Origin of the sequence: Streptomyces sp. NBC_01176, from assembly GCF_045039825.1 — a bacterium.
Lineage (GTDB): Bacteria > Actinomycetota > Actinomycetes > Streptomycetales > Streptomycetaceae > Streptomyces.
Genome location: NZ_CP108600.1, coordinates 6,941,273 through 6,966,213, shown reverse-complemented (window position 1 = coordinate 6,966,213; position 24,941 = coordinate 6,941,273). Strand labels below are relative to the sequence as shown.

At 72.5% G+C, this 24,941-nt stretch carries 22 protein-coding genes and 1 riboswitch; of the genes, 13 read left to right on the top strand and 9 right to left on the bottom strand.

Going from position 1 to position 24,941, the window contains the following annotated elements; genetic code table 11:
- The first annotated feature begins 30 nt into the window (after positions 1-30).
- The 4 genes from OG199_RS30125 to OG199_RS30110 all read left to right on the top strand — a co-directional run bounded on the left by OG199_RS30125 (position 31) and on the right by OG199_RS30110 (position 5,647).
- A complete protein-coding gene (locus OG199_RS30125) occupies positions 31-594 on the top strand; it encodes a carbonic anhydrase (RefSeq protein WP_356800451.1) in 564 nt (187 codons plus the stop codon).
- A gap of 264 nt (positions 595-858) precedes the next feature.
- Positions 859-1,902, top strand: coding sequence for a MoxR family ATPase (locus OG199_RS30120; protein WP_266698568.1), 1,044 nt, complete (start codon positions 859-861; stop codon positions 1,900-1,902).
- Positions 1,902-3,260, top strand: a complete 1,359-nt coding sequence (locus OG199_RS30115; RefSeq protein WP_405832116.1) for a DUF58 domain-containing protein — start codon at positions 1,902-1,904, stop codon at positions 3,258-3,260. The genes OG199_RS30120 and OG199_RS30115 overlap by 1 nt, the downstream gene beginning before the upstream one ends.
- Positions 3,257-5,647, top strand: coding sequence for a DUF3488 and DUF4129 domain-containing transglutaminase family protein (locus OG199_RS30110; RefSeq protein WP_405832114.1), 2,391 nt, complete (start codon positions 3,257-3,259; stop codon positions 5,645-5,647). Before OG199_RS30115 ends, OG199_RS30110 begins: the two co-directional genes overlap by 4 nt.
- A 374-nt stretch (positions 5,648-6,021) precedes the next feature.
- Here the strand turns inward: OG199_RS30110 and OG199_RS30105 are convergent, their stop codons facing one another.
- From OG199_RS30105 to OG199_RS30095, 3 genes are all read right to left on the bottom strand, one after another.
- Positions 6,022-6,417 carry a DUF3040 domain-containing protein gene (locus tag OG199_RS30105; RefSeq protein WP_153291062.1) on the bottom strand — a complete coding sequence of 132 codons (396 nt, stop codon included), beginning with the start codon at positions 6,415-6,417 and terminating at the stop codon, positions 6,022-6,024.
- Positions 6,418-6,692: 275 nt separating this feature from the next.
- A complete protein-coding gene (locus tag OG199_RS30100; RefSeq protein WP_356800448.1) occupies positions 6,693-7,463 on the bottom strand; it encodes a methyltransferase in 771 nt (256 codons plus the stop codon).
- A gap of 325 nt (positions 7,464-7,788) precedes the next feature.
- The gene (locus OG199_RS30095) at positions 7,789-8,328 is read right to left on the bottom strand and encodes an SAV_6107 family HEPN domain-containing protein (protein WP_356800447.1); all 540 of its coding nucleotides are present in this window, start codon (positions 8,326-8,328) and stop codon (positions 7,789-7,791) included.
- Between the two features lie 167 nt (positions 8,329-8,495).
- On the opposite strand from OG199_RS30095, the gene OG199_RS30090 reads away from it, so the two are divergent.
- The 5 genes from OG199_RS30090 to OG199_RS30070 all read left to right on the top strand — a co-directional run bounded on the left by OG199_RS30090 (position 8,496) and on the right by OG199_RS30070 (position 14,659).
- Entirely contained in the window at positions 8,496-9,368 is an 873-nt protein-coding gene (locus OG199_RS30090) for an ATP-binding cassette domain-containing protein (RefSeq protein WP_405832112.1), read from the top strand.
- The gene (locus OG199_RS30085) at positions 9,340-11,424 is read left to right on the top strand and encodes a YhgE/Pip family protein (RefSeq protein ID WP_405832110.1); all 2,085 of its coding nucleotides are present in this window, start codon (positions 9,340-9,342) and stop codon (positions 11,422-11,424) included. The genes OG199_RS30090 and OG199_RS30085 overlap by 29 nt, the downstream gene beginning before the upstream one ends.
- 11 nt (positions 11,425-11,435) lie before the next feature.
- Positions 11,436-12,062, top strand: a complete 627-nt coding sequence (locus tag OG199_RS30080) for a helix-turn-helix domain-containing protein (protein WP_351724453.1) — start codon at positions 11,436-11,438, stop codon at positions 12,060-12,062.
- A gap of 402 nt (positions 12,063-12,464) precedes the next feature.
- A complete protein-coding gene (locus OG199_RS30075; protein ID WP_401798678.1) occupies positions 12,465-13,079 on the top strand; it encodes a DUF4126 domain-containing protein in 615 nt (204 codons plus the stop codon).
- A 56-nt stretch (positions 13,080-13,135) separates the two neighbouring features.
- Positions 13,136-14,659, top strand: coding sequence for a phytoene desaturase family protein (locus OG199_RS30070; protein ID WP_405832108.1), 1,524 nt, complete (start codon positions 13,136-13,138; stop codon positions 14,657-14,659).
- 85 nt (positions 14,660-14,744) lie between these two features.
- Here OG199_RS30070 and OG199_RS30065 read toward each other — a convergent pair whose 3' ends face one another.
- The 6 genes from OG199_RS30065 to OG199_RS30040 form a co-directional block, all read right to left on the bottom strand.
- Positions 14,745-15,752, bottom strand: coding sequence for a hypothetical protein (locus OG199_RS30065; RefSeq protein WP_405832106.1), 1,008 nt, complete (start codon positions 15,750-15,752; stop codon positions 14,745-14,747).
- Between the two features lie 56 nt (positions 15,753-15,808).
- A complete protein-coding gene (metF, locus tag OG199_RS30060) occupies positions 15,809-16,732 on the bottom strand; it encodes a methylenetetrahydrofolate reductase [NAD(P)H] (protein WP_405832104.1) in 924 nt (307 codons plus the stop codon).
- 198 nt (positions 16,733-16,930) lie between these two features.
- Complete coding sequence (gene thiE / locus OG199_RS30055; RefSeq protein ID WP_405832102.1) at positions 16,931-17,575, bottom strand: thiamine phosphate synthase; 645 nt, start codon at positions 17,573-17,575, stop codon at positions 16,931-16,933.
- A gap of 94 nt (positions 17,576-17,669) precedes the next feature.
- Positions 17,670-18,035 carry an Rv2175c family DNA-binding protein gene (locus OG199_RS30050; RefSeq protein ID WP_266698587.1) on the bottom strand — a complete coding sequence of 122 codons (366 nt, stop codon included), beginning with the start codon at positions 18,033-18,035 and terminating at the stop codon, positions 17,670-17,672.
- 604 nt (positions 18,036-18,639) lie between these two features.
- Entirely contained in the window at positions 18,640-19,872 is a 1,233-nt protein-coding gene (locus OG199_RS30045; RefSeq protein WP_356804387.1) for an FAD-dependent oxidoreductase, read from the bottom strand.
- A gap of 76 nt (positions 19,873-19,948) precedes the next feature.
- Positions 19,949-20,332: a hypothetical protein gene (locus tag OG199_RS30040; protein WP_405832099.1), complete on the bottom strand. Its 384-nt coding sequence runs from the start codon at positions 20,330-20,332 to the stop codon at positions 19,949-19,951.
- A 52-nt stretch (positions 20,333-20,384) separates the two neighbouring features.
- A riboswitch (TPP riboswitch) is annotated at positions 20,385-20,496 on the top strand.
- Here OG199_RS30040 and thiO point away from each other — a divergent pair.
- The 4 genes from thiO (at position 20,494) to pknB (ending at position 24,886) form a co-directional block, all read left to right on the top strand.
- Positions 20,494-21,672 carry a glycine oxidase ThiO gene (gene thiO / locus OG199_RS30035; RefSeq protein ID WP_356804384.1) on the top strand — a complete coding sequence of 393 codons (1,179 nt, stop codon included), beginning with the start codon at positions 20,494-20,496 and terminating at the stop codon, positions 21,670-21,672. Its footprint overlaps the riboswitch before it by 3 nt.
- On the top strand, positions 21,669-21,869 hold the full coding sequence (gene thiS / locus OG199_RS30030; protein WP_356804382.1) for a sulfur carrier protein ThiS: 201 nt from the start codon (positions 21,669-21,671) through the stop codon (positions 21,867-21,869). The genes thiO and thiS overlap by 4 nt, the downstream gene beginning before the upstream one ends.
- Before the next feature lie 3 nt (positions 21,870-21,872).
- Complete coding sequence (locus OG199_RS30025) at positions 21,873-22,667, top strand: thiazole synthase (RefSeq protein WP_405832097.1); 795 nt, start codon at positions 21,873-21,875, stop codon at positions 22,665-22,667.
- Positions 22,668-22,930: 263 nt separating this feature from the next.
- Positions 22,931-24,886, top strand: a complete 1,956-nt coding sequence (pknB, locus tag OG199_RS30020) for a Stk1 family PASTA domain-containing Ser/Thr kinase (protein ID WP_405832096.1) — start codon at positions 22,931-22,933, stop codon at positions 24,884-24,886.
- The last annotated feature ends 55 nt before the right edge of the window (positions 24,887-24,941 follow it).

The following is a 24,941-nucleotide window of genomic DNA, read 5'->3' as shown; positions in this document are numbered from 1 at the left end:
ACTTCATACGTGACCAGTAACGTCATAGCTATGACGACTTCTGCATCCGTACCCACTGAGCCCGAAGACGCCATATCCGCCCGCGGCGTCTCCCCCGACGGCACCGTGACCGACCGCCTCGTGGAGGCGAACCATCGGTACGCCGCCGCGTTCGCCGACCCGGGGATGGACGCGCGGCCCGTGCTGCACGTGGCCGTGGTCGCGTGCATGGACGCCCGGCTCGACCTGCACGCGGCGCTCGGCCTGGAGCTCGGCGACTGCCACACCATCCGCAACGCGGGCGGTGTGGTCACCGACGACGTGATCCGTTCCCTCACGATCAGCCAGCGGGCGCTCGGTACCCGGAGTGTCGTGCTCATCCACCACACCGGCTGCGGCCTGGAGTCCCTCACCGAGGAGTTCCGGCACGACCTGGAGATGGAGGTCGGCCAGCGCCCCGCCTGGGCGGTCGAAGCCTTCCGGGACGTCGAACAGGACGTACGACAGTCGATGCAACGGGTGCGCACCTCCCCGTTCCTGCTCCACACGGAGGACGTGCGCGGCTTCGTCTTCGACGTGACGACGGGCCTGCTGCGCGAGATCGATCCCGCCTGAACGCTCCCACCGGCCCCCTCGTACAACCCCAGGGGGCCCTCGTGGGACTCTCACTTCACGAAATGACCCCGACCTTTCGGCGCCCCAAAAGCCCGTAAGACCCGACATATCGCAGCCAGTTATCCACAGGCGAGTGACACGAACCGGTAACGGCAACAAGAATGCGGGTGTGGCGTCACGCGGAACTTCGCGCGTGGTGTCCGTTTTTCGGGGTGGGCCGGTCCGCACTGGGCGTCGGCCCGGGAAAGGGCCGAGGAGGGCCGGGTGACGACCTATGACGATCGAGCGAGCCTTACTGATCTGACCGCCACTGTGGAGCGAGTCCGCAGTTCGGTGGAAGGAGTGATCGAGGGCAAGCCAGAGGTCGTACGGCTTTCGCTGACCGTGCTGCTCGCCGAGGGGCATCTTCTGATCGAGGATGTCCCGGGCGTCGGCAAGACCATGCTCGCCAAGGCGCTGGCACGGTCCATCGACTGCTCGGTGCGGCGTATCCAGTTCACGCCCGACCTGCTGCCCTCGGACATCACCGGTGTGTCCATCTGGGACCAGCAGCGCCGGGACTTCGAGTTCAAGCCGGGTGCGATCTTCGCGCAGATCGTGATCGGCGACGAGATCAACCGCGCCTCGCCCAAGACGCAGTCCGCGCTCCTGGAGTCGATGGAGGAGCGCCAGGTCACCATCGACGGACAGACCTACGAACTGCCCAGCCCCTTCATGGTCGTCGCCACGCAGAACCCCGTCGAGATGGAGGGCACCTACCCGCTGCCGGAGGCGCAGCGCGACCGTTTCATGGCCCGTGTCTCCATCGGCTACCCCAGCGCGGAGGCCGAACTGCAGATGCTGGACATCCACGGCGGTGTGAACCCGCTGGACGACCTCCAGCCGGTGGCGCACGCGCACGAGATCGTGAAGCTGATCGACGCCGTCCGCACGGTCCACGTCGCGGACAGCGTCCGCCGGTACGCGGTCGACCTGGTCGCCGCCACGCGCACCCACCCCGACCTGAGACTCGGCGCCTCGCCGCGTGCCACGCTGCACCTGCTGCGCGCGGCGAAGGCGTCCGCCGCACTGAGCGGCCGGGAGTACGCGCTGCCGGACGACATCCAGGCACTCGCCGTGGCGGTCCTGGCACACCGTCTGCTCCCCACCGCCCAGGCGCAGCTGAACCGTCGTACGGCCGAGCAGGTCGTCCAGGAGATCCTGCAGCACACCCCCGTTCCGGCAGCGCCCCAGCAGCAGGCCGGCTCCGGCTACCCGATGGGCCGCGGCGCGCCCGCGTTCGGCCAGCAGCCGCCCCGGAGGCTGTGATGTCCGCGGGGACGGGTGACGCCGAGGAGGAGAAGGGCGGGCTGCGCACCGCGCTCGCCGGTCTCACCACCCGCGGACGCTCCTTCCTGGCCGCCGGAGTCGCCGCCGTGATCTGCGCGTACGTCCTGGGGCAGAGCGATCTGCTCCGGGTCGGCCTGCTGCTCGCGGCGCTTCCGCTGGTCTGCGCGACCGTGCTGTACCGCACCCGGTACCGCGTCGCGGGCAGCCGCAGGCTCTCCCCCGGGCGTGTACCCGCGGGCTCCGAGGCCCGGGTCCATCTGCGGATGGACAACGTCTCCCGGCTGCCCACCGGACTGCTGATGCTCCAGGACCGGGTGCCGTACGTGCTCGGGCCGCGGCCCCGGTTCGTCCTGGACCGGGTGGAGGCGGGCGGCCGCCGCGAGGTGTCCTACCGGGTGCGCTCCGACCTGCGTGGCCGCTATCCGCTGGGACCGCTGCAACTGCGGCTCACGGACCCCTTCGGCATGTGCGAGCTGACGCGCTCCTTCTCCACGTACGACACCCTGACCGTCATCCCGCGCGTGGAGCCGCTGCCGTCGGTGCGGCTGACCGGCGAGGCGAAGGGGTACGGCGAGGGACGGCAGCGCTCGCTGGCGCTGGCCGGCGAGGACGACATCATCCCCCGCGGCTACCGCTACGGCGACGATCTGCGCCGGGTGCACTGGCGCCTGACCGCGCGCTACGGCGAACTGATGGTCCGTCGTGAGGAACAGCCGCAGCGCTCCCGCTGCACGGTGCTGCTCGACACCCGGGGCATCGCCTACCAGGGCGCGGGTCCCGACTCGGCCTTCGAGTGGGCGGTTTCGGGCACGGCCTCGTCGCTGGTGCACATGCTGGAGCGGGGCTTCTCCGTCAGGCTGCTGACGGACGACGGCAGTTCGGTACCCGGGGAGGGCGCCGACGGGTTCGCGGGCGCGAGCCAGCAGTCGGCGGACGCCGCCGGGCTGATGATGGACACGCTCGCGGTCATCGACCACTCGGACGGCACCGGGCTGTCCCGCGCCTACGACGTCCTGCGCAGCGGGAACGAAGGGCTGCTGATCGCCTTCCTCGGCGACCTGGACGAGGAGCAGGCGACGGTGCTCGGCAAGATGCGTCAGCGCAGCGGTGGAGCCGTCGCCTTCCTGCTGGACAGCGAGGCCTGGGTGCGGGAACCCGCGGACGTCCCCGGCCCGTTGGACAGAAGCGAGGACCGACTGCGCATGCTGCGCGAGGCGGGCTGGACCGCCGTGACCGTACCGCGTGGCGCGGATCTCGCGGACCTGTGGCGGCTGGCGGACCGGCAGCGCACGAGTGCCGCGTCCACGGGGAGTTCGGCAGGGGGTGGAGTCCGATGAGCGGGCGGGCACGACTGACGCTGTGCTCGGCGGCGGCCACGCTGATGGCGGCGTGTGCTCTGCTGCCGCTGGTCGAACCGGTGACCTGGCTGTTCCAGGCGGCGTTCCTGCTGGCACTGCAGGCCGGTGTGGGCGCGTTGACCCGGCGGGTTCCGCTGGCCCGGCCGCTGACCGTGGCCGCGCAGGCGCTGGTGACGCTGATGCTGCTGACCCTGGTCTTCGCCCGGCAGCAGGCAGTCCTCGGGTTCGTTCCCGGACCGGAGGCGTTCCAGCACCTCGGCGACCTGCTCCGCTCGGGCACGGACGACGTCGGCAGGTACGCGATACCGGCACCGCTGTCCGACGGCATCCGGCTGATGCTGGTCGGTGGTGTCCTGGTGATCGGGCTCGCGGTGGACGCGCTCGCGGTGACGTTCCGCAGCGCGGCCCCCGCCGGACTCCCGCTGCTCGCGCTGTACTCGGTCGCCGCGGGTCTTTCGGGCGGTGGGGCCACCTGGCTGTGGTTCCTGCTCGCGGCCGGGGGCTATCTGATGCTGCTTCTGGCGGAGGGCCGTGACCGGCTCTCGCAGTGGGGGCGTGTCTTCGGCGGCGCGCCCCGTACCCGGGGACCGGACGTCTCGACGGGCGCGACCGCACCGGTCCGTACGGGGCGGCGCATCGGCGCGGTCGCGCTGGGTGTCGCCCTGGTGGTGCCACTCGGCCTGCCCGCACTCGACGGCGGTCTGCTGGACGCCGCCGGTACGGGCGTGGGCCCGGGCTCCGGCGGCGGCGGCACGATCTCCGCGGTGAACCCGCTGGTCTCCCTCCGCGACAGCCTGAACGTGGACGAGGACCGCCAGGTCATGTCCTACCGCACCAACACGCAGGACACCCAGGACATGTATCTGCGGATCGTGTCCCTGGACGACTTCGACGGCACGGCGTGGAAGCCCGCCCAGCGGCACATCCAGGACGTGCCCGACACGTTCCCGACCCCGATCGGCCTCGGGGCGGACGTCCGGCGCAGCAAGATCCGCACCCGTATCGCGGCCGCGGACTGGTACGCGCAGGACTGGCTTCCGATGCCGTACCCCGCGAGTCAGGTGAGCATCAAGGGCAGTTGGCGCTACGAGCCGGTGGGCCGCACGCTCGTCGGCGACCACGGCCAGAACACGCGCGGTGTGGTGTACGACGTCACCAGCCTGGTCGTCCAGCCGACCGCGGCGCAGCTCGCGGACGCGCCGGAGCCGTCGGCGGCCCTGAAGCGCGAGTTCACCAAGGTGCCCGAGTCGCTGCCCGCGGTGGTGGCCCAGACCGCGCGCAAGGTCACCGAGGGCTCGACGAACCACTACGAGCAGGCGGTCAAGCTCCAGGACTACTTCGCGGTGACCGGCGGATTCACCTACGACACCCAGGTGCAGGTCGGCAGCGGTTCGGCCGCCATCGCGCGCTTTCTGAGGGACAAGCAGGGTTTCTGCGTCCACTTCTCCTTCGCGATGGCCTCGATGGCCCGCACGCTGGGGATCCCGGCCCGGGTGGCGGTGGGCTTCACGCCCGGTTCCCCGCAGGCCGACGGTTCGATGTCGGTGGGACTGCGGGACGCGCACGCCTGGCCCGAGCTGTATTTCGAGGGGGTGGGCTGGACCCGCTTCGAGCCGACCCCGAACCGGGGTTCGGTGCCGGACTACACCCAGACGGCCACTCCCGGCCTGGACACGCCGACGCTTCCGAATCCGGCGACCTCGGCGTCCGCCGCGCCGTCCACCGCGCCGTCGGCGGGCGCCACCTGCTCGGCGCAGCTGAAGCGGCTGGAGGGGTGCCCGAGCCAGTCCGCGTCGGCCGCGGTGGGCTCCAAGGACGACGGCACACCGTGGTTCCAGATCCTGGGGCTGACCCTGTTGGCGCTCCTGGTGCTGGCGTTGCCGTCGCTGCCGATGCTGTGGCGGCTGCGGGTCCGGGCCCAGCGGCTCGGTGCGCACGGCCGTGGTGAGGCGGACGCGGCGGCGTACACGCTGGCGGCCTGGCTGGAGGTGACCGACACGGCGTGGGACTACGGGATCGTGCCGGACGAGTCCCAGACGCCGCGCAACGCCGCGGCGCGGATCGTCCGGCTCGGGCTTCTCGACTGGGACGCGGCGGAGGCGGTGCACCGGGTGGCGGCGGCGGCGGAGCAGGTTCTCTACGCTCCGCGCCCCCGGATGACCTCGGGGCTCGCGGAGGACGCCCGCCGGGTTTCGGGTGCCCTGCGCGCTCCGGCGAGCCGGCTCACGCGGTTGCGGGCGCTCGTCGCACCCCGCTCAGCCATCAGAGTGGCCTGGGCGGCGTCGGCCCGCCGGGCGAGCGTGACGGCTCGGATGGCGGCCCGCAAGGAGACTCTGCTGCGGCGCCCCTCGGGGCAGAACGGCTGACGCCGGTCGCCAGTCGGACACCCCGTGTGGCCCGCACCTCCCGGCCGGGGAGGGCGGGCCACACGGGTTTCCGCGGGCGGTCCTCCTACGAGAGGGACAGCAACCGCAGCACGCCGGGGCGATCCGCGCAACCGGGCGGACTTGACCGCCGGTCGAGCCCGCGCCACCGGATGGGCCGGGCCGCCGGTCGAGCCGTGCCACCGGCGGACCGGGCCAGGTCGGGTATGGGCGGGTGGGCTCGGCCGAAGGCAGCGGCAGGGGTTGGTGGCAACAGGTGAGGGGGTGTCCACCCGGTCCGGGTGGACACCCCCTCACGATGTCCTACGGCTGCGGCCGGTCCGTCGTTGCCACGGCGGCCGCTGCTGATGATGCTGTTACTGGCCCTGCTCGTCGCGGCGTCGCTGCCAGCGTTGTTCGATGCGGTCCATCATGGAGCGGCGCTGTCGCGCCTGGCGACGCGCGGCGGGTGCGCCGGGCGTCGCCGGTTGTTCTCCCGGTTTGGGAGCCTTGCGCCAACCGGTGACGGCGAGCACCGCACAGCCCAGCATGACAAGAAAACCCACCACGCTCAGCCAGATCTGTACTGCGACCATTCCGGCCATGAGGAGCGCGATACCCACCAGGAAGCCCGCGACCGCCTGGTAGACCCGTCGCCGGGTGTACGTACGCAGCCCGCTTCCCTCAAGCGCTGTCGCGAACTTGGGATCTTCGGCGTACAGCGCTCGCTCCATCTGCTCGAGCATTCGCTGCTCGTGCTCCGAGAGCGGCACGGCGTCCTCCTCATCGTGCAGTCGCCGGGGCGACCGGGGGTCCCCTTCAGGATAGGCAGGGAATCGCCCCCGTGAAACCCGCCCCTCTGCGCCAATTCGCCAACCGGAACCCGCCATGGCACCCCGATCCACTGAGGCGTGCATTCCCCAGCGACCGGCCCGTCATGCCGGACGGTCTCCCTCGATCATACGGCGCCGAGGGCTCGATCGGGTGGCCTGTGGCGTACTCCATCTGCCGCCCCGCCCCTGATCAGGGGCGCACCACGGCGGACGACTCAGGCCTCGTCGGTCCCCTGCGGCTCACCGAGCACATGAAGCTGTGTGGCCACGGAGTGGAACGCGGCGAGTTCCGCGGCCGCCGCCTCCAGCTTCAGGAGTGCTTCGAGGGCTCCCGGTTCGGTGTCCACGAGGACTCCGGGGACCAGGTCCGCGAAGACACGTACGCCGTGCACGGCGCCGACGCGCAGGCCCGCGCCCTCGACGAGCGCGGTGAGCTGCTCGGCGGTGAAGCGGTGGGGCACGGGGTCACCCTCGCCCCAGCGCCCGTCCGGGTCGGCGAGGGCGTGCCTGGCCTCCTTGAAGTGCCCGGCGAGGGCGCGGGCGATCACCGCGCCGCCCAGGCCGGCGGCGAGCAGGCTGAGGACGCCCTCGGGGCGCAGCGCGTCCACCACGTTGCGCACGCCCTCGGCCGGGTTGTCCACGTACTCGAGGACCCCGTGGCACAGCACCGCGTCGTAGCCGCCTCGCTCGACGACGTCGAAGAGACCGTGGGCGTCGCCCTGCACGCCCTTGACGCGGTCGGCGACGCCGGCCTCGGCGGCCCGGCGCTCCAGCGCGAACAGCGCGTTCGGGCTCGGGTCGACGACGGTGACGCGGTGGCCGAGACGGGCCACGGGCACCGCGAAGTTGCCGCTGCCGCCTCCGGTGTCGAGAACGTCCAGGGACTCCCGTCCGGTCGCCTTGACCCGGCGGTCGAGGGCGTCCTTGAGGACCTCCCAGACCACGGCGGTACGGAGAGAAGCGCGGGGGCGCATCGGGTCCGACACGGCAGTTGACTCCTCGGCGCGGCACCGCCTCGGGGAGGGCGGAGCGATCGGGGGGCCTCCCGGCGGGAGGCATCAGGCGTCTCCACCCTATTGCCTCCGCCGCCGTACCCGATCCTCCGTCTCACGCGCCGGATCACGTGGTGGATCACGTGACGAGCGAGGTGACGGATCGGGCGATGGACCGGGGTGACGGACCCGAATCATGGATCAGGTGGTGGACCGCACGGCGGGCGTGCGGTCCACCGGTGCGACCGCCGGTGCGGCGGTCCACGGCTTCGACGGCGGCGCCGGACCGCGCGCGTCCTGCTCCCCCTCCCCCGCGCGGTCAGCCGGCGTCCGGGACCTCCCGGCTCCCGTCCTGCCGTGGCTGGGGCAGGACGGGTTGCAGCACGAGCATCCGCTCGACGATGCGCAGGAACATCGCCACGTCCCGTATGAGGTCGTCGGCGTCGCGGTTGCCCGCCGCGCCCTGGATGCCGGCCTCGGCCCGGGCGCGGCGGTCGGCGCCGGAAGCGAACAGGGCGCTCCACTCGGTCAGTTCGGGCGCGATCTCGGGGAGCACCTCCCAGGCGCTGCGGATGCGGGCCCGGCGTCGGGGGGTGGGTTCGGGTCGTCCCCGCGCGGCGAGGACAGCGGCGGCGGTGCGCAGGGCGGCCAAGTGGGCCGTCGCATAGCGCTCGTTGGGTGTTTCCAGGACCGCCGCCTCCTCGAGTCCGGCGCGGGCCTGGGCCAGCAGGTCGAGGGCGGCGGGCGGGGCCGTGGTCCGGCGGAGCACGGGGTGCACGTCGCTCGCGGGGCCGGTCAGTGAGGGGGCAGGGCCGGTGGCGCGGCGCCGGTGGGGGGCTGCTGCGGAAGAGGTGGCCATGACGAACCTCCTGTCGTCTGTGTGACGGCACTGTGGCCGTATGTGCCCATCGTGAGGTATGCCACTGACAATCCGTTCTGACCTGCGCCTTTGCTTCGATCGAAGGTTCGCGTTAGTTTTTGCACTGACCAGTCAGTTCAAAAATTGTTCAGGGGGGTGGGGACGCTGTGGACGGTCCGCACGGACTCGGCGTCACGGCCACGGACTTCGGACTCGAGGGGCCCCGCGGCTGGGCGTTCCGCGGGGTCGGGGTGAGCGCGGAGCCCGGTTCGCTGATCGCGGTCGAGGGCCCGTCCGGATCCGGCCGGACGTGCCTGTTGCTCGCCCTCACCGGCCGGATGCGGCCCACCGAGGGAAGGGCCGTCGTGGGCGGATCGACCCTGCCGAAGCAGATGGCCGCGGTGCGCCGCGCGAGCGCGCTCGCCCACGTCCCGGGTGTCACCGACCTGGACCCGGCCCTGACCGTCGGGGAGCACCTGCTCGAACGGGCGCTGCTGCGAAGGCGGTTCGGGGGGTCGCTGCGGGGGCTGTGGCGCCCCAGGGCCGAGCGGAACGCCGAGACGGAACGGCTGATCGACGACGCGCTGACCGCCGCGGGGCTGGACCGGGAAGCCCTGCCCAAGGGGTCCCGGACCGCCGTACGCGATCTGGAGCGGCTCGAAAGCCTGCGGCTGTCCGTCGCGCTGGCCCTCGTCGGCCGCCCGGGGCTGCTCGGCGTCGACGACACCGACCTCAAGCTGTCGGATGCCGAACGGGCCGATGCGTGGGCCCTGTTGGCGTCGATCGCCGCGTCCGGCACCACCGTCCTCGCGGTCTGCAGCGAGGCCCCCGAAGGGGCGGTCATCGTGTCCACCGGCCGGACCGGGAAGCCCACGGGAACAGGCGACGACCCCGACGAGACCGGCGCTGCCCGTACAGCCGACGCCCTCGGCGGCACCGCGGAGCCCCGTGCGGCCGACGACCTCCGCGAGACCGCGGAACCCCCCACGAAGGACGAGAAGGAGACGGCCGATGCGCTCACCGAAACTGGCCGCTCTTGAGCTCAGGCGGTTCGGCCGGGGCAGGTTGCCGCGCGCCGCACTCGCCGCGCTCCTCCTGCTGCCGCTGCTCTACGGCGCCCTCTACCTGTGGTCGTTCTGGGACCCGTACGGCCGTCTCGACCGCATCCCCGTGGCGCTCGTGAACGACGACCGGGGGGCGACGGCCGGGGGCGCCAAGGTCAGGGCGGGCGACGACATAACCAAGGGGCTGCGCGACAGCGACACCTTCGAGTGGCACGAGGTGAGCGCCGCCGAGGCCCGCAAGGGTGTCGAGAACGGCACGTACTACCTGTCGCTGACCATGCCGACCGACTTCAGCAGCAGGATCGCCTCCAGCTCCGGGGACGCACCGGAGACCGGCGCGCTCCAGGTGCGTACGAACGACGCGAACAACTACATCGTCGGGCAGATCTCGCGCACGGTCTTCAGCGAGGTGCGCACCGCGGCCTCCACGAAGGCGTCGCGATCGTTCCTCGACAAGATCTTCATCTCGTTCTCGGACATCCACGGCGAGACCGAGAAGGCCGCCAAGGGAGCCGACCGGCTCAAGGGCGGGATCGGCAAGGCCAAGAAGGGCTCCAAGGACCTCGCGGACGGCCTGAAGGAGGCCGAGAAGGGCAGCGGGAAGCTCTCCACGGGCCTGAAGAGGCTCGACAAGGGCGCGGGCGACCTGGAGGACGGTTCACGGCAGGTCGCGGACGGCACCCGGGCACTGGCCACCAGGGTCAACGGCGTCGCGGACAAGGTGGGCCCCTTCGTGAAGGCCAACGAGAAGTCGATCGGCGACACGGCCCGTCTCGTCGCCGACTCCGCCTCGGCGGTCCGCCACAACCTGGGCACCCTGGTGGAGGCGGCTCCGGCCGCCGCCAAGGGCGCCCACACGGCCTCCACCGTGCTGAACAACGTCTACAAGGCGCGCTGCGAGACCCTGCCGGTCCCCGACCCCGCGTGCCCCGATCTCAAGAGGGCCAGGCAGGCCGCCGCGGACGTGGCCGCGGTCGCCGACGACCTCGACACGCTCGTCGACGACCAGGGCGGCGACCTCGACACGCTCGACCGGAACCTGGGCACGCTCCAGAAGCAGGCCCGTGCGCTCGCGAACCGCTCACCGCACCTGTCCGAGGACCTCGACGACGCCGTCTCCAAGATCAATGACTTGGACGCGGGCGCCGCGAAGGTCGCCGCGGGTGCCGAGAAACTGCACACCGGACTCGGCACGGCCAGGACCGGCGCGGCGGACCTGGACACGGGTGTCGGCCGGCTGACGACCGGCGCGAGCGACCTCGACGGAGGCATCTACCAGCTCGTCGGCGGCTCCGGGAAGCTGGCCGGGGGCCTGCACGACGGCGCCGGCCGGATCCCCGACTACGACCGGCAGGACCGCGACCGGCGCACCCACGTCATGGCCGACCCGGTCCAGCTCGCCTCCAGGGACCTGCACAAGGCGCCCAACTACGGCACCGGTTTCGCCCCGTACTTCATCCCGCTGTCCCTGTGGGTGGGCGCGATGGTCGCCTACATGCTGATCCCGCCGCTCAACCGGCGCGCACTCGCGGTCGGCGCCTCGGCCTGGCGCATCGCCCTGGCGGGCTGGCTGCCGGTGGCCGCCCTGGGCGTGCTGCAGACGGCGGCCCTGATGTCCGTACTGCACTGGGCGATCGGCCTGGAGATGGTGCGGGCGGCCGGGACGGTCGGCTTCCTGTGCCTGGTGACGGCGTGTTTCGCGGCCGTCGTCCAGTGGCTGAACGCGCGCTTCGGAGCGGCCGGCCGGATCCTCGTACTGGCCCTTCTGATGCTCCAGCTGACGTCGGCGGGCGGCACCTACCCCGTCCAGACGAGTCCGCGCTTCTTCAACGCGATCCACCCCTTCCTGCCGATGAGCTACGTCGTCGAGGCACTCCGCAGGCTCATCACCGGCGGCGGTCTGGGACCCGTATGGCAGGCGTGCGCCGTCCTCACGGCGTTCACCGCGGGCGCCCTCGCGCTCACCGCGCTGTCGGCGCGCAACAGGCAGGTGTGGACCCTGGACCGCCTTCACCCGGAGCTGAGCCTGTGACAATCAGGGCCATGGAAAGCAGCAACACCACGGCAGGCGGCGGTCGCCGCGAGGCCACCCGGCAGAAGCTCTACGAAGCGGCCGTCACCCTCATCGCGGAACAGGGTTTCTCCGCCACCACCGTGGACGAGATCGCGGAGCGGGCCGGGGTCGCCAAGGGCACCGTCTACTACAACTTCGCCAGCAAGGCCGTCCTCTTCGAAGAGCTGCTGCGGCACGGCGTGGGGCTCCTCACCACGTCCCTGCGCGAGGCCGCGGAACGGACCGAGCGCGAGGGCGGGACGCGAGTCGACGCCCTGGACGCGATGATCCGCGCCGGGCTCGTCTTCATGGACCGTTACCCGGCCTTCACCCAGCTGTACGTGGCCGAGCTGTGGCGCACCAACCGGGCCTGGCAGTCCACGCTCATGGTGGTCAGACGGGAGGCGGTCGCGGTCGTCGAGGACGTGCTGCGCGAGGGGGTGGCGGGCGGTGAGCTCAGCGACGAGATCGACATCCCGCTGACCGCGGCCGCTCTGGTCGGCATGGTCCTGGTGGCGGCCCTGGACTGGCAGGCCTTCCAGCCCGAGCGTTCCCTGGACGACGTCCACGCCGCGCTCTCACGGCTGCTCCAGGGGCGCGTGAGCGGCAGCCGCTAGGGCACGCACCGCCGGAGCCGGGCGCGGCGGCCCGGCTCCGTACGAAAGCGCCGGTCCGAGGTGGCCGCGTCCCCCGCGGGCCACTTCGAACCGGCGCTTCGCCGTACTCCCCCGTGCTCCCCGCTCTCTCCGTCGGGCCCCGTCCGGTCGTTCCCCGGGGTCCCCCGTGCCTCACTCCCGCCGACCGGGCCGGCGGAAGGAGCGGCCGAAGGGCGCGGGAACCGTTCCGCCGCCCCGTGTCGGCGGTACCGGAGCCGCGCCCCCTTCCGTGCCTCCACTCTCCCGTTCGCACGGGTCGGACCCCATCCGTCCGGATACTCATCTCCCTCACTGGGTACGGATACCTAGCCCTGGGCGCTCATGCCCAGGACGGACCGTCGTCGACTGGTTACGATCGCTGCCGTGTCCGTACTCCCCCTGGTCTTCACCAGCGGCTGGGCCAGCGGCATCAACGCGTACGCGGTGGTGCTGCTGCTAGGCGTCTTCGGCGCGACCGGCCTGAGCGACGACGTCCCCGAGGCCCTGCAGCGCCCCGACGTGCTCATCGCGGCGGGCGTCCTCTTCCTGTGCGAGGCGGTCGCCGACAAGATCCCGTACGTGGACACGGTGTGGGACTCGGTGCACACCGTGGTCCGGCCGGTGGCGGGGGCGGTGGTCGGTGCGCTGCTCGCCGGGCACAGCGGTTCCCTCCCCGATCTGGCGGCGGGCGCGATCGGCGGTTCGACCGCGCTGGCGAGCCACGCGGTCAAGGCCGGCACCCGGATGGCGATCAACACCTCGCCGGAGCCGTTCAGCAACGTCGCCATGAGCATCGCCGAGGACCTCGGCGTCGCCGGGATCCTGACGTTCGCGATGTTCCATCCCGTGGCCGCGGCGGTCATCGCGGCCGTGCTGCTGCTCGTGGGGCTGCTGACGCTCTTCTTCCTGGTCTCCCGGATCCGGCGGTTCCTGCGCCGCAGGGCCCAGCGCCGGGAGGAGAGACGGCTCGCCGCACACGTCGGGCCACCACCCGGCTGACCCCCGCGCCAGGCCCGTGGCCCGGCCTGTCAGTGGTGGCCGATAAGGTCGCGGGCATGGGACGGATTGCGGTGATCGGCGCCGGGATGGGCGCGATGGCGGCCGCCGCCCGGCTGGCCGTCGCGGGCCATCGGGTGGTGGTGTATGAGCGCGCGTCGACGTACGGCGGAGCGCTGGGCCGCTTCGAGCGCGACGGCTTCACGTTCGACACGGGCCCCGGCCTGCTGCGGGTGCCCGCCGTCCTGCGCGATCTGTTCGTGAAGACGGGCAAGGAGCCGCTGGAGGCGTGTGTCGACCTGGTCCAGGTGGACCCGTCCGCACGCCATGTCTTCGCCGACGGCACCGAGGTCTCGCTGCCCAACGCCTCCCGCGCGGGTGTCGTCACCGCCCTCGACCAGGCGCTCGGGGCGGGCGCGGGCGAGCGGTGGGGCGACTTCCTGGTGCAGGCCCGCGAAGCCTGGGACCGGACACGGCGCCCGCTCCTGGAGGAGCCGCTGTGGCCGAACTGGCAGGTGCTCGCCGACCGCGAGCCCTACCCCGCGGTGTCGCACAGAAGAATGCTGCGCACCCGCCGGGCCGGCACGCTCACCGAGGTCGGCGCGTGGGAGCTGCGCGAGCCGCGGCTCGCCGCCCTCCTGGAGAGCCACGCCCTCGCGTACGGGCTCGACCCGCGCGTCGCACCGGCGAGCGCGGCCGTGCTTCCGTACATGGAGCACGCCTTCGGTACCTGGTACGTGCGCGGAGGCCTGCGGGAGCTGGCTCGTGCGGTGTACGAGCGGTGCCTGGCCCGCAGGGTGGAGTTCCGCTTCGGGACGCCGGTCGGGCGGATCGTGGAGAAGGACGGACGAGCGGTGGGCGTCGAGCTCGCCGAGGACCCCTCCCGGGCTGTCGGCTCCGCGGCGGCGACGGTCGAGGACGCCGACTTCGTGGTCGCCGGTGTCGCGCCCGAGGTGCTGGACCGTCTCGTCGCCGGGGCGGCCCTGCGCGGCGGTGACGAGGTCGCGCCGCAGCGGGGCGCGCCGAGCCGGCTGACCGTGCTGCTGGCGCTGCGCGGCGGACGGCCGGCGGGGGTGGCGCACCGGACGGTGGTGCACACGCCCGACCGTGAGGACGAGCTGGAGCGGCTCTTCGGCGCGCGTCCCGGACTCCCCGCCGCGCCCACGGTGACCGTCTCGCGCCCGGACGACCCCGGTCTCGCGCCCGACGCGGAGCACGAGGCAGTGACCGTGACGGTCACGGTGCCGTCGGGTCTGCGGGTGTCGGAGGCGGACGTGGAGCGGGTGCTCGACGCCACCCGGCGGGCCGTGCCGGACGTGCGTGAGCGTCTGCTGTGGCACGAGGTCCGCACCCCGTCCGACGTCGCGGAGGCGACGGGCGCGGAGGGCGGCGCGGTCCCCGCACCGGCGCTCGCGGCGGCGGCCGGCCGGCTGCTGCACCCGTCGAACGGCACCCGCATGCCGGGGCTGTTCACGGTCGGCGGCTGGACGCATCCCGGCGGCGGCCTTCCGCACGCGGGGATGTCGGGCGCCCTGGTGTCCGGGCTGATCGTGGAAGGGCCGGGCTTCCGGGGCTCGCAGTGAGCCCGGGGGTCCCCGGAGAGCACCCCTGGGGGCCGTCCGTACCGGCCCTGACCGACCGCCGAGGCGCTCCCGCCCCTGAGGACGGTCAGTACCGGTACTGCTCGTCGAACCCGGCGCCGTTCCCGTTCCCGTTCCCGTTGCCGTTCCCCTGGCCGTTGTCCTGGTACGGGTACTGCTGCTCGGGCGGAAGTTCGCCGCCGTACTGGTCGTCGGTGCTGCGCTGCTGCGGGACCCAGACGCCGCCGGCCGGGGTCTCGCCGCCGTAGCCGCCGGTGGCGTACTGGTCCTGGCCGTAGCCCTGCTGCTGCGTGTACTGCTGATCGCCGCCGTACGTCATGTCGTACGCCGCGCCGTTGTAGGTCTGCGTGCCGATGTACGGGTCGGAGTAGGCGGCGTACTGCTGCTGGCCGTTGTCGTAGCCGTACTGCTGCTGGTCGTAACCGGAGTAACCGTCGTACGCGTAGGCCTGCTGGTCCTGGGAGGGAGCGGCGGCGTAGGACTGACCGGACTGACCCGCGGCGGCCGCGTAGGCGGCGTCGCTGTAGACGCCGTAGGAGCCGGTGTCATCGGGCAGGGGCTGGGGCTCGTACACGGCCGTGCCCCCGGTCGCCGTGAGGTCGCCGGAGCCGGTCGGCATGAACCGGTCGGAGTGCGCGGGCGTGAAGACGTCGTCCTCGCGGGCGTAGTCGTCGTCACCCTGCGGATACCCTGCGTCCTCGGCCGCCTCCTGCTCCGGCTCGAGGTCGGAGACCTCCTGCATCGGATCCTGGCGGTCCGGCTCGCCGCGACGGCGCTTGCTCCTGCCCGAACCCTTGTCCGGAGCCTTCTCGGCTGCCTGACGGTTGCCCACCGCCCAGCCGGCCGCGAAGCCGCGCCGGAACGACAGCGTGACGTACGTCTGGCCGACCGCGAAGGCGGCCGCGCCCAGACCGACGACGATCACGGACGGGATCAGCACACCGAGAACCACACCGGCGAAGCCGACGAAGGCGAGCAGCCGGTAGCGCAGCCGCGCCTTGTACTGCAGCAGAACCTCGCCGAGGAGCCACAGTGCGACGATGCCGAAAGCGATATAGAGGACCGTCAAGCCCATGTACGCCCCTCTCCCAGTGGCCGCTACGCAGTGTGTCGTACGCGGGTGCGGCCGGTCTAGGCCTGCTGTGAGTGGTGCAGGCCCAGATTCTCGTAGATTTCCAGCGTCGCCGTGGAGTTGTTCAGCGTAATGAAGTGCAGTCCGGGGACGCCCTCGTCCAGCAGCTTCGCGCAGAACTCCGTCGCGAACTCGATGCCAATGGAGCGTACAGCCGCCGGATCGTCTTTGGCTGTGAGGATCCGCTCTTTCAGGACGTCCGGGAACGAAGCGTTACTCAGCTGTGGAAGCCGTTCCAGCATCTTCACACTCGTCACCGGCATGACCTCGGGGATCACCGGCGTCCCGCAGCCCGCCGCCGCGACCCGGTCGCGCAGCCGGAGGTACGACTCGGGCTGGAAGAACATCTGCGTGATCGCGTAGTCCGCGCCGGCCCGGCACTTGTCGACGAAGTGCGCGACGTCCGTGTCCCAGCCGGTGGAGCGCGGATGCATCTCCGGGAAGGCGGCGACGCCCACGCAGAAGTCGCCGGACTCCTTGATGAGACGGACGAGTTCGGCCGCGTAGGTCAGGCCCTGGGGATGCGGCACCCACTCGCCCATGGGGTCGCCCGGCGGGTCTCCGCGGACCGCGAGCATGTTCCGGATCCCCGCGTCCGCGTACTGGCCGATGATGTTGCGCAGCTCGGCCACGGAGTGGTTGACGGCGGTGAGGTGGGCCACCGGCGTGAGCGTGGTGTCGGCGACGATCTGCTCGGTCTCCCTGACCGTGCCGGCGCGGGTGGAGCCGCCCGCTCCGTAGGTCACGGAGACGAAGTCGGGGGCGACGGCCTCTACCCGGCGCAGCGCGTTCCACAGGTTCCGCTCGCCCTTGGGGGTCTTCGGCGCGGAGAACTCGAACGAGTACGTCTTCTTGCCGGACGCGAGCATGTCGCTCACGATGCGTGCGCGGTCAGTCCTGGTGGAGGCAGATCCGAGGGCCATACTCGCAGGTTAGCCAGGGGGCGGCGGTCCCCCAACCGAACGGCAGTGAATTGTCTGATTCGTCGGCTTCTTGTCCACCCCTCGGACAGAGCGGGCCCGCGCCGACGGGCGGCGGGACGACCCGGCGGGCCACGGGTTCCGGCCGACGGGCCGCAGGCGGTCCGGCAAGCGGGCCACGGGCCGTGCGGCTCGGGGCGGTCAGGCCTGCCGCAGCCGCTTCGCGAACTCCGCGGCCGCCGCCGCGGGGTCGTCCGCCTCGGTGATCGCTCGTACGACGACGACACGGCGGGCGCCCGCCTCCAGCACCTCGTCGAGGTTGCCCAGGTCGATGCCGCCGATGGCGAACCAGGGGCGGTCGGTGTCCAGCGCGGCGGTGTGGCGGACCAGGTCGAGGCCCGGTGCGTGGCGGCCGGGCTTGGTGGGAGTGGGCCAGCAGGGGCCGGTGCAGAAGTAGTCCACGCCCTCCTGGACGGCGGCGGCCGAGGCCTCTGCCGCCGCGTGCGTGGAGCGGCCGATCAGGATTTCGTCGCCGAGGATGGCGCGGGCCGCGGGGACCGGGAGGTCCCCCTGGCCCAGATGGAGTACGTCGGCGCCGGCCGCGTGCGCGACGTCCGCCCGGTCGTTGACCGCGAGGAGCTTGCCGTGGCGGGCGCAGGCGTCGGCGAAGACCTGGAGGTGTTCCAGTTCCTCGGCCGCCTCCATGCCCTTGTCGCGCAGCTGCACGATGTCGACGCCACTCGCCAGAACGGCGTCCAGGAACTCGGCGAGGTCGCCCTGGCGCGTGCGCGCGTCCGTGCAGAGATAGACGCGGGCGTCGGCGAGGCGGGCGGCGTTCTCGGGCATGCGTGGGTCCCCCGTGTGCGGCGGTGCGTACGGACCACGGCGGCCGGGGTGGTCCGGGGCCGGCCGTGGTCCGTACGCCGGACGTGTTGTCGGATCAGACGGCGAGCGCCTGGGCGCGACGCTTCACCTCCGTGCCGCGATTCTCGCTCAGCGCCTGCGCGGGGGTGCCGGGCAGGGTCGGGTCGGAGGTGAAGAGCCACTCGAGCATCTCTTCGTCGGTGAAGCCGTCGTCCCGCAGGAGCGTCAGGGTGCCGGTGAGGCCCTTGACGACCTTGTCCTCGTCGATGAAAGCGGCGGGGACGTGCAGCGCGCGGTTCTCACCACGGCGTACGGCGATCAGCTGGCCTTCCTTGACCAGCTGCCGGACGCGCGTCACCTCGACGCCGAACTGTTCGGCGATGTCGGGGAGGGTGAGCCAGGCGGGGACGAGAGCATCGATCTTTGCGTCAATCTCGGTCACGGGACAAGCCTGCCATCCCGGACTGACACTCGGTACCCGAGCGCCACCCGTCCCGCGTCAGAAGTGCGTGAATCTCGCGGAATTCCGCCGAATTCCGGCGCGGCGGCACCCGCGCGGGCCGGGCGGCGGCCGGGCCGCCGCCCGGAGAGGGAACCGGTCGGCCCGGGGTCCGCCGACCGAGGGAACCCCCGGCCCGGGGCCGACTCCTCGGCGTCGCCCGCCCCAGGGAAGACGTCGGAACCCGCTCAGACCATGGCGCCCGTCGGACGGGAGACCCCACCGGCCCAGGGCCGACCCGTCAGCGGCGCCCACCCGAAGGACGACCTCGGAACCCGCTCAGACCATGGCGCCCGTCGGGCGGGAGACCCCACCGGCCATGCGCCGACCCGTCAGCGTCGCCCACCCGAAGGAAAACCTCGGAACCCGCTCAGACCATGGCGCCCGTCGAGCGGGAGACGCCCTGGGCCGACCCCTCGGCATCGCCCGCCCCAGCGGAAGGCCTCGGAACCCGCTCAGACCATGGCGTCCCTCAGACATGGGACCCCACCGGCCCAGGGCCGACCCCTCGGCGTCGCCCGCCCCAGCGGAAGGCGTCGGAGCCCGCTCAGGCCATGGCGTCCTTCAGAGGGCGGGACGGATTCGACAGGATCTCCGGGTCCAGCGGCATGCCCGCCTCGATCAGACGGCGCCCCTGGGCCAGGTCGCGGGGGCGGCCCACCGCCAGGAGGGCGACGAGGCGGGAGTCGCGCAGCCAGCAGACCGTCCAGGCGGCGCCCGAGGAGTCGCCGCGCCAGACGGTCGTGTCGGCGGGCGCGTGGTGGCCGACGTACTGGACGAAACGGCCGAACTGCTCGGACCAGAAGTACGGAACCGGGTCGTACGCCGCCGGGGCCTCGCCGATGATGTTCGCCGCCACCGTGCGCGGTCCCTGCAGGGCGTTGTCCCAGTGGTGGACGAGAAGGCGCTCCTCGTACCGGCCCGAGGGGAAGGAGGCGCAGTCGCCGACCGCGTAGACGTCCGGCAGGGAGGTGCGCAGGTGGCTGTCGGCCACGACCTCGCGGTGGGCGCCGAGCTCGATGCCGGAGCCGGCCAGCCAGGCGGTGGCGGGCCGGGCGCCGATGCCGACGACCACGGCGCCCGCGGGCACCCGGGACCCGTCGTCGAGCACCACGGCGCCGGGCTCGACGCGCTCCACGCGCGCGTGGGTGCGCAGCGAGGCCCCGCTGTCCGCGTACCAGGCGGCCATCGGCGCGGCCACCTCCGCGGGCAGCGCCCCGGCCAGTGGCCGGTCGGCGGCCTCGACGACCGTCACCGCGCACCCGGCCTCGCGCGCCGCCGTCGCGAACTCCGCGCCGATCCAGCCCGCCCCGACCACCACGATGTCGTGCTGCCGGGCGAGCACCGGGCGCAGCCGTTCGGCGTCGTCCAGGGTGCGCAGGAGGTGGACGCCGGGCATGCCCTGCGCGCCGGGGAGCTGGATCGGTTCCGCGCCGGTCGCCAGGACCAGGACGTCGTAGGGCACCGGTCCCGTGCCGGTGTCCAGCTCGTGGTCCCCGGGGCGCAGGCCCAGCGCCTCGCAGCCGAGCTTCAGTTCGATGCCCAGTGCCTCGAAGTCGATGTCGAAGGCGGAGTGCTCGGCCTTGCCGAGCAGCACCGCCTTGGACAACGGCGGCCGGTCGTACGGCTGGTGCGGCTCGGCGCCGATCAGTGTCACTCCGCCGGTGAAGCCCTGTTCGCGCAGGGCGACCGCGGTCTGTACGCCGGCCATGCCCGCGCCCGCGATGACGACCCGGCGTGCCGTAGGCCCCTGCGCTTGCCCCTGCGTCTGCTCGCTCACCTGATCACCATAGACACCTGACAATCCGTCAGTCAGCGGACGTGCTCAGTGACCTGTTCCACAATGCGACTCGGTGTCAGCCGGACCGTTCGACGCGGGCGGCCTGTGCGGGGCCTACGAGGGGTTCGCCCTGTTCCACCACGCTCGTCCCGCTGCCCGTCCGCGACTCCCACTCCCAGGTCTCCTCCAGCCGCAGCCGGCCGTCGGAGAGCTCCACCACGTCCGACACGCAGTGCCCGCCGGACGTGGTGCCGTCGCGTCCCAGCTGTACGTACCGGAAGTCGAGGCGGTCGCCCTCCCGGGTCCCCAGGAGACGGCCGCGGACGATGTCGCCACCCGCGTACTCGGCCCAGATCTCGCCGTCCTTCTCGTGGTACGTGAACCGGGTGCCGGTCCCGACCTGGCCCGGCGCCTGGTCGGCTACCGGGGCGAGGACGAGGCCGTCGAGCGAACGGGCCATGGGCGGAGGCTCCCTTACTGAGGCCCGCGGCAGCGAGCTAGGGTGGTCAACGTAGAGCACTCGCGGGAGCCCGGACGCACCGGGCTGAGAGGGAGGCTGGCGGCCTCCGACCGTACGAACCTGATCCGGGTCATGCCGGCGAAGGGAGGGGCTGGACGCCCATGTCGCATACACCGGCGGAGAGGTCCGTCACGTCCGACGTCCTGGTGGTGGGCGGCGGGATCATCGGCCTGGTCACGGCGTGGCGGGCCGCCCAGCGCGGGTTCACCACGGCGGTCGTGGACCCGGAACCGGGCGGCGGGGCCGCACAGGTCGCCGCCGGAATGCTCGCGGCCGTCACCGAGCTGCACTACGGCGAGCAGACCCTGCTGGGCCTGAACCTCGCCTCCGCGCGCCGCTATCCGGACTTCGTCGCCGAGCTCACCGAGGCGGCGGGCCAGGACCTCGGTTATCGCCGGTGCGGCACGCTGGCCGTCGCCCTGGACTCCGACGACCGCGCCCATCTGCGTGAACTGCATGCCCTGCAGAACCGTTCGGGGCTCGACTCGGAGTGGCTCAGCGGCCGGGAGTGCCGCCGGCTGGAGCCGATGCTCGCGCCGGGTGTCCGTGGTGGTCTGCGCGTCGACGGCGACCACCAGATCGACCCGCGCCGCCTCGCGAAGGCCCTGGTCACTGCGTGTGAGCGAGCCGGAGTGGTGTTCCACAGGACCTGGGCGGAGCGGCTGACCGTGGTCCGGGAGCGGGCCACCGGGGTCGTCACCGCGGGCGGCGACCGGCTGGAGGCGACGCAGGTGGTGCTGGCCGCGGGCAGCCTCAGCGGGAGACTCGAGGGCGTGCCCGACGACGTGAGGCCGCCCGTCCGCCCGGTGAAGGGGCAGGTGCTGCGGCTGACCGTGCCGAAGCGGTACGCGCCCTTCCTGAGCCGCACCGTGCGGGCCGTGGTCCGCGGCAGCCAGGTCTATCTGGTGCCGCGCGAGAGCGGCGAGCTCGTCGTCGGCGCGACCAGCGAGGAGCTGGGCTGGGACACCACGGTGACCGCGGGCGGGGTGTACGAGCTGCTGCGCGACGCCCATGAGCTGGTGCCCGGGATCACCGAACTGCCGCTGACCGAGACCCGGGCCGGACTGCGCCCCGGCTCGCCCGACAACGCTCCGCTGCTCGGCCCGACCGGGCTCGACGGACTGCTGCTGGCCACCGGCCACCACCGCAACGGCGTCCTGCTCACTCCCGTCACCGGGGACGTCATGGCGCACGTCCTCGCCTCGGGGGAGCTCCCCGAGGAAGCGCGCCCCTTCACTCCCCACCGGTTCAGCCCGACACGCACGGAGCAGCCCGTATGAACATCCTCGTCAACGGCGAGCGCCGGCTCGTCGCCGCGGGCACCGCCCTCGACACGCTCGTCGCCACGCTCACGGCGGCGCCCTCCGGCGTCGCGGCCGCGCTCAACGAGACGGTCGTCCCGCGCACCCAGTGGTCGTCCACGTCCCTGCGCGAGGGAGACCGTGTCGAAGTCCTCACCGCTGTCCAAGGAGGCTGACCCATGGCCGACGATCCGTTCGTCCTCGGAGGTACGTCCTTCACGTCCCGGCTGATCATGGGTACGGGGGGTGCGCCCAGTCTCGACGTGCTGGAGCGGTCGCTCGTGGCGTCCGGGACGGAGCTGACGACGGTCGCGCTGCGCCGGGTGGATCCCGCGGCGCACGGCTCCGTCCTGTCCGTGCTCGACCGGCTCGGCATCCGCGTCCTGCCGAACACGGCGGGGTGCTTCACCGCGGGCGAGGCCGTGCTGACCGCGCGGCTCGCTCGGGAGGCGCTCGGCACCGATCTGGTCAAGCTGGAGGTCATCGCCGACGAGCGCACCCTGCTGCCCGACCCGATCGAGCTGCTCGACGCCGCGGAGACGCTGGTCGACGACGGCTTCACGGTGCTGCCGTACACGAACGACGACCCCGTGCTCGCGCGGAAGCTGGAGGATGTCGGGTGCGCGGCGGTCATGCCGCTCGGCTCACCCATCGGTTCGGGCCTGGGGATCCGCAACCCGCACAACTTCGAGCTGATCGTGGAGCACGCGCGCGTGCCGGTGATCCTGGACGCGGGGGCCGGTACGGCGTCGGACGCGGCGCTGGCGATGGAGCTGGGGTGTGCCGGTGTGATGCTCGCCTCGGCCGTGACACGGGCGCAGGAGCCGGTGCTGATGGCCGAGGGCATGAGGCACGCCGTGGAGGCGGGGCGTCTCGCGCGGCGTGCGGGGCGGATTCCCCGGCGGCACTTCGCCTCGGCGTCCTCTCCCGCCGAGGGTCTGGCGCGGCTGGATCCGGAGCGGCCGGCCTTCTAGCGCGGCGGCGCCGGGCATCGCGGCGGCGGGGGACCGGTGCCCGCCGTGGCACCGATTCGTGCCGTCACGGGCTCCTCCTGGCGGTCGCGTGACGGCGGTTTCCGGCCAGTGGGAGCGTGGGGCTCCGGGTGGTGGGGGTCGCCGCCGGCGGAGCGGGCCGCGTCACCTCTTCGGCGCGATGTGCGTCACAGGTCGGCTGCAGTCCCGCCCCGGTACGGGCCACAGCGAGAGCGCCAACGGCGACGGCTCGTAGACTCGCTTGCGTGGATACGACCCTTCAGGACCCGCTTGTCGGGCAGATGCTCGACGGCCGCTATCGCGTCGACGCCCGGATCGCGGTCGGCGGAATGGCCACGGTCTACAGGGCCCTGGACACCCGTCTGGACCGCGTGCTCGCGCTCAAGGTCATGCACCCGACGCTGGCCGCCGACGTCTCGTTCGTCGAGCGGTTCATACGCGAGGCCAAGTCGGTGGCCCGGCTCGCGCACCCCAATGTGGTGCAGGTCTTCGACCAGGGGACGGACGGGTCGTACGTCTATCTGGCCATGGAGTACGTCGCGGGGTGCACCCTGCGCGACGTGCTGCGCGAGCGCGGGGCGCTCCAGCCGCGGGCCGCACTGGACGTCCTGGAGCCGGTGCTCGCCGCGCTCGGCGCCGCGCACCGCGCCGGGTTCGTGCACCGCGACATGAAGCCCGAGAACGTCCTCATAGGGGACGACGGCCGGGTCAAGGTGGCGGATTTCGGCCTCGTACGGGCGGTGGACACCGTCACCCAGACGACGGGGTCCGTGCTCGGCACGGTCTCGTACCTCGCTCCCGAGCAGATCGAGCACGGCACCGCCGACACCCGCGTCGACGTGTACGCCTGCGGAGTCGTCCTCTACGAGATGCTCACCGGCGGCAAGCCGCACTCCGGTGACTCCCCCGCCCAGGTGATCTACCAGCATCTGAACGCGGACGTACCACCGCCGTCGGCCGCCGTGCCGGGCCTGCCCTTCGCGCTCGACCAGCTGGTCGCCGCGGCCACCGCCCGCGACCCCGGGATGCGCCCGCACGACGCGGTGACGCTGCTCGGCCACGTGCTCGAGGCTCGGGCCGGGCTCACCGCCGAGCAGCTGGACGCCGTTCCGCCGCAGGCCGTCACCGCGGGCCATGACAACGCGGAGGACCGTACGAGCGTGATCCCGCGGTCCCTGTCGGTGCCGCGTCTGCTGCCGGTGAACGAGGAGGACGCGGCCGGCGGGGGCGACGTGCTCAATCGGACGAGCCGGTTCGAACAGACCAGTGTGCTCGCCTCCGAGCCGGCCGCCCCCACGCGACGGCGCGGCTCACGCCCGCGGCGCGGAACGATCGTGATCGTGACCGCGATCCTGCTGGCGCTCGGCCTCGGCGCGGGCGTCTGGTACATCAACTCCGGCCAGTTCACGAAGGTCCCGCTGCTGCTGGCGAAGACCGAGACGCAGGCCAGGTCGCGGATCGAGGCGGCCGGGCTCGACGTCGGCCAGGTCAGGCACGCGTACAGCGACACCGTGAAGCGCGGCACCGTGATCAGCAGTGACCCGCAGCCCGGCGCACGCATCCGTGACCACGACTCCGTGTCGCTGACCGTCTCCGACGGCCCGAAGACGGTGCGGGTGGCCGACCTGTCGGGCTTCACGCTGTCCAAGGCGCGGGACGTGCTGGAGGGCGACGGACTCGCCGCGGGCATGATCACGCGGGAGTTCAGCGCGGACGTGCTCAAGGGCTCGGTGATCCGTACGGATCCGGAGGCGGGCACGCGACGGCACGCCGGTTCCGCCATCGCCCTCGTCGTCAGCAAGGGCAGTCCGGTGGAGGTCTCGGATGTCACCGGGACGTCCGTCGAGGACGCCACGGCGGAGCTCGAACAGGCGGGGCTGAAGGTGAAGATCTCCGCCCGGCAGGTCACCTCGGAGTTCGACAAGGGCCAGGTCGCCCGGCAGTCGCCGGACGCGGGCAGCGAGGCCGCCACGGGCGACACCGTCACGCTGACGGTGTCCAAGGGCCCCGAGATGGTCCGGGTGCCCGACGTGGTGGGCGACAGCGTGGACGACGCGACGAACACGCTCGAGGACGCCGGGTTCCAGGTCGACGAGGACCGTGGACTGCTCGGGCTCTTCGGGGACCACGTCAAGGGGCAGTCGGTGGACGGCGGCAAAACCGCGCCCAAGGGATCGACGATCACCATCGAGATCCGCTGAGCCGGGCCGGGAATCCGCGGAGTCGGGCCCGTGGGTCCACCGAGCGGAACCCGGA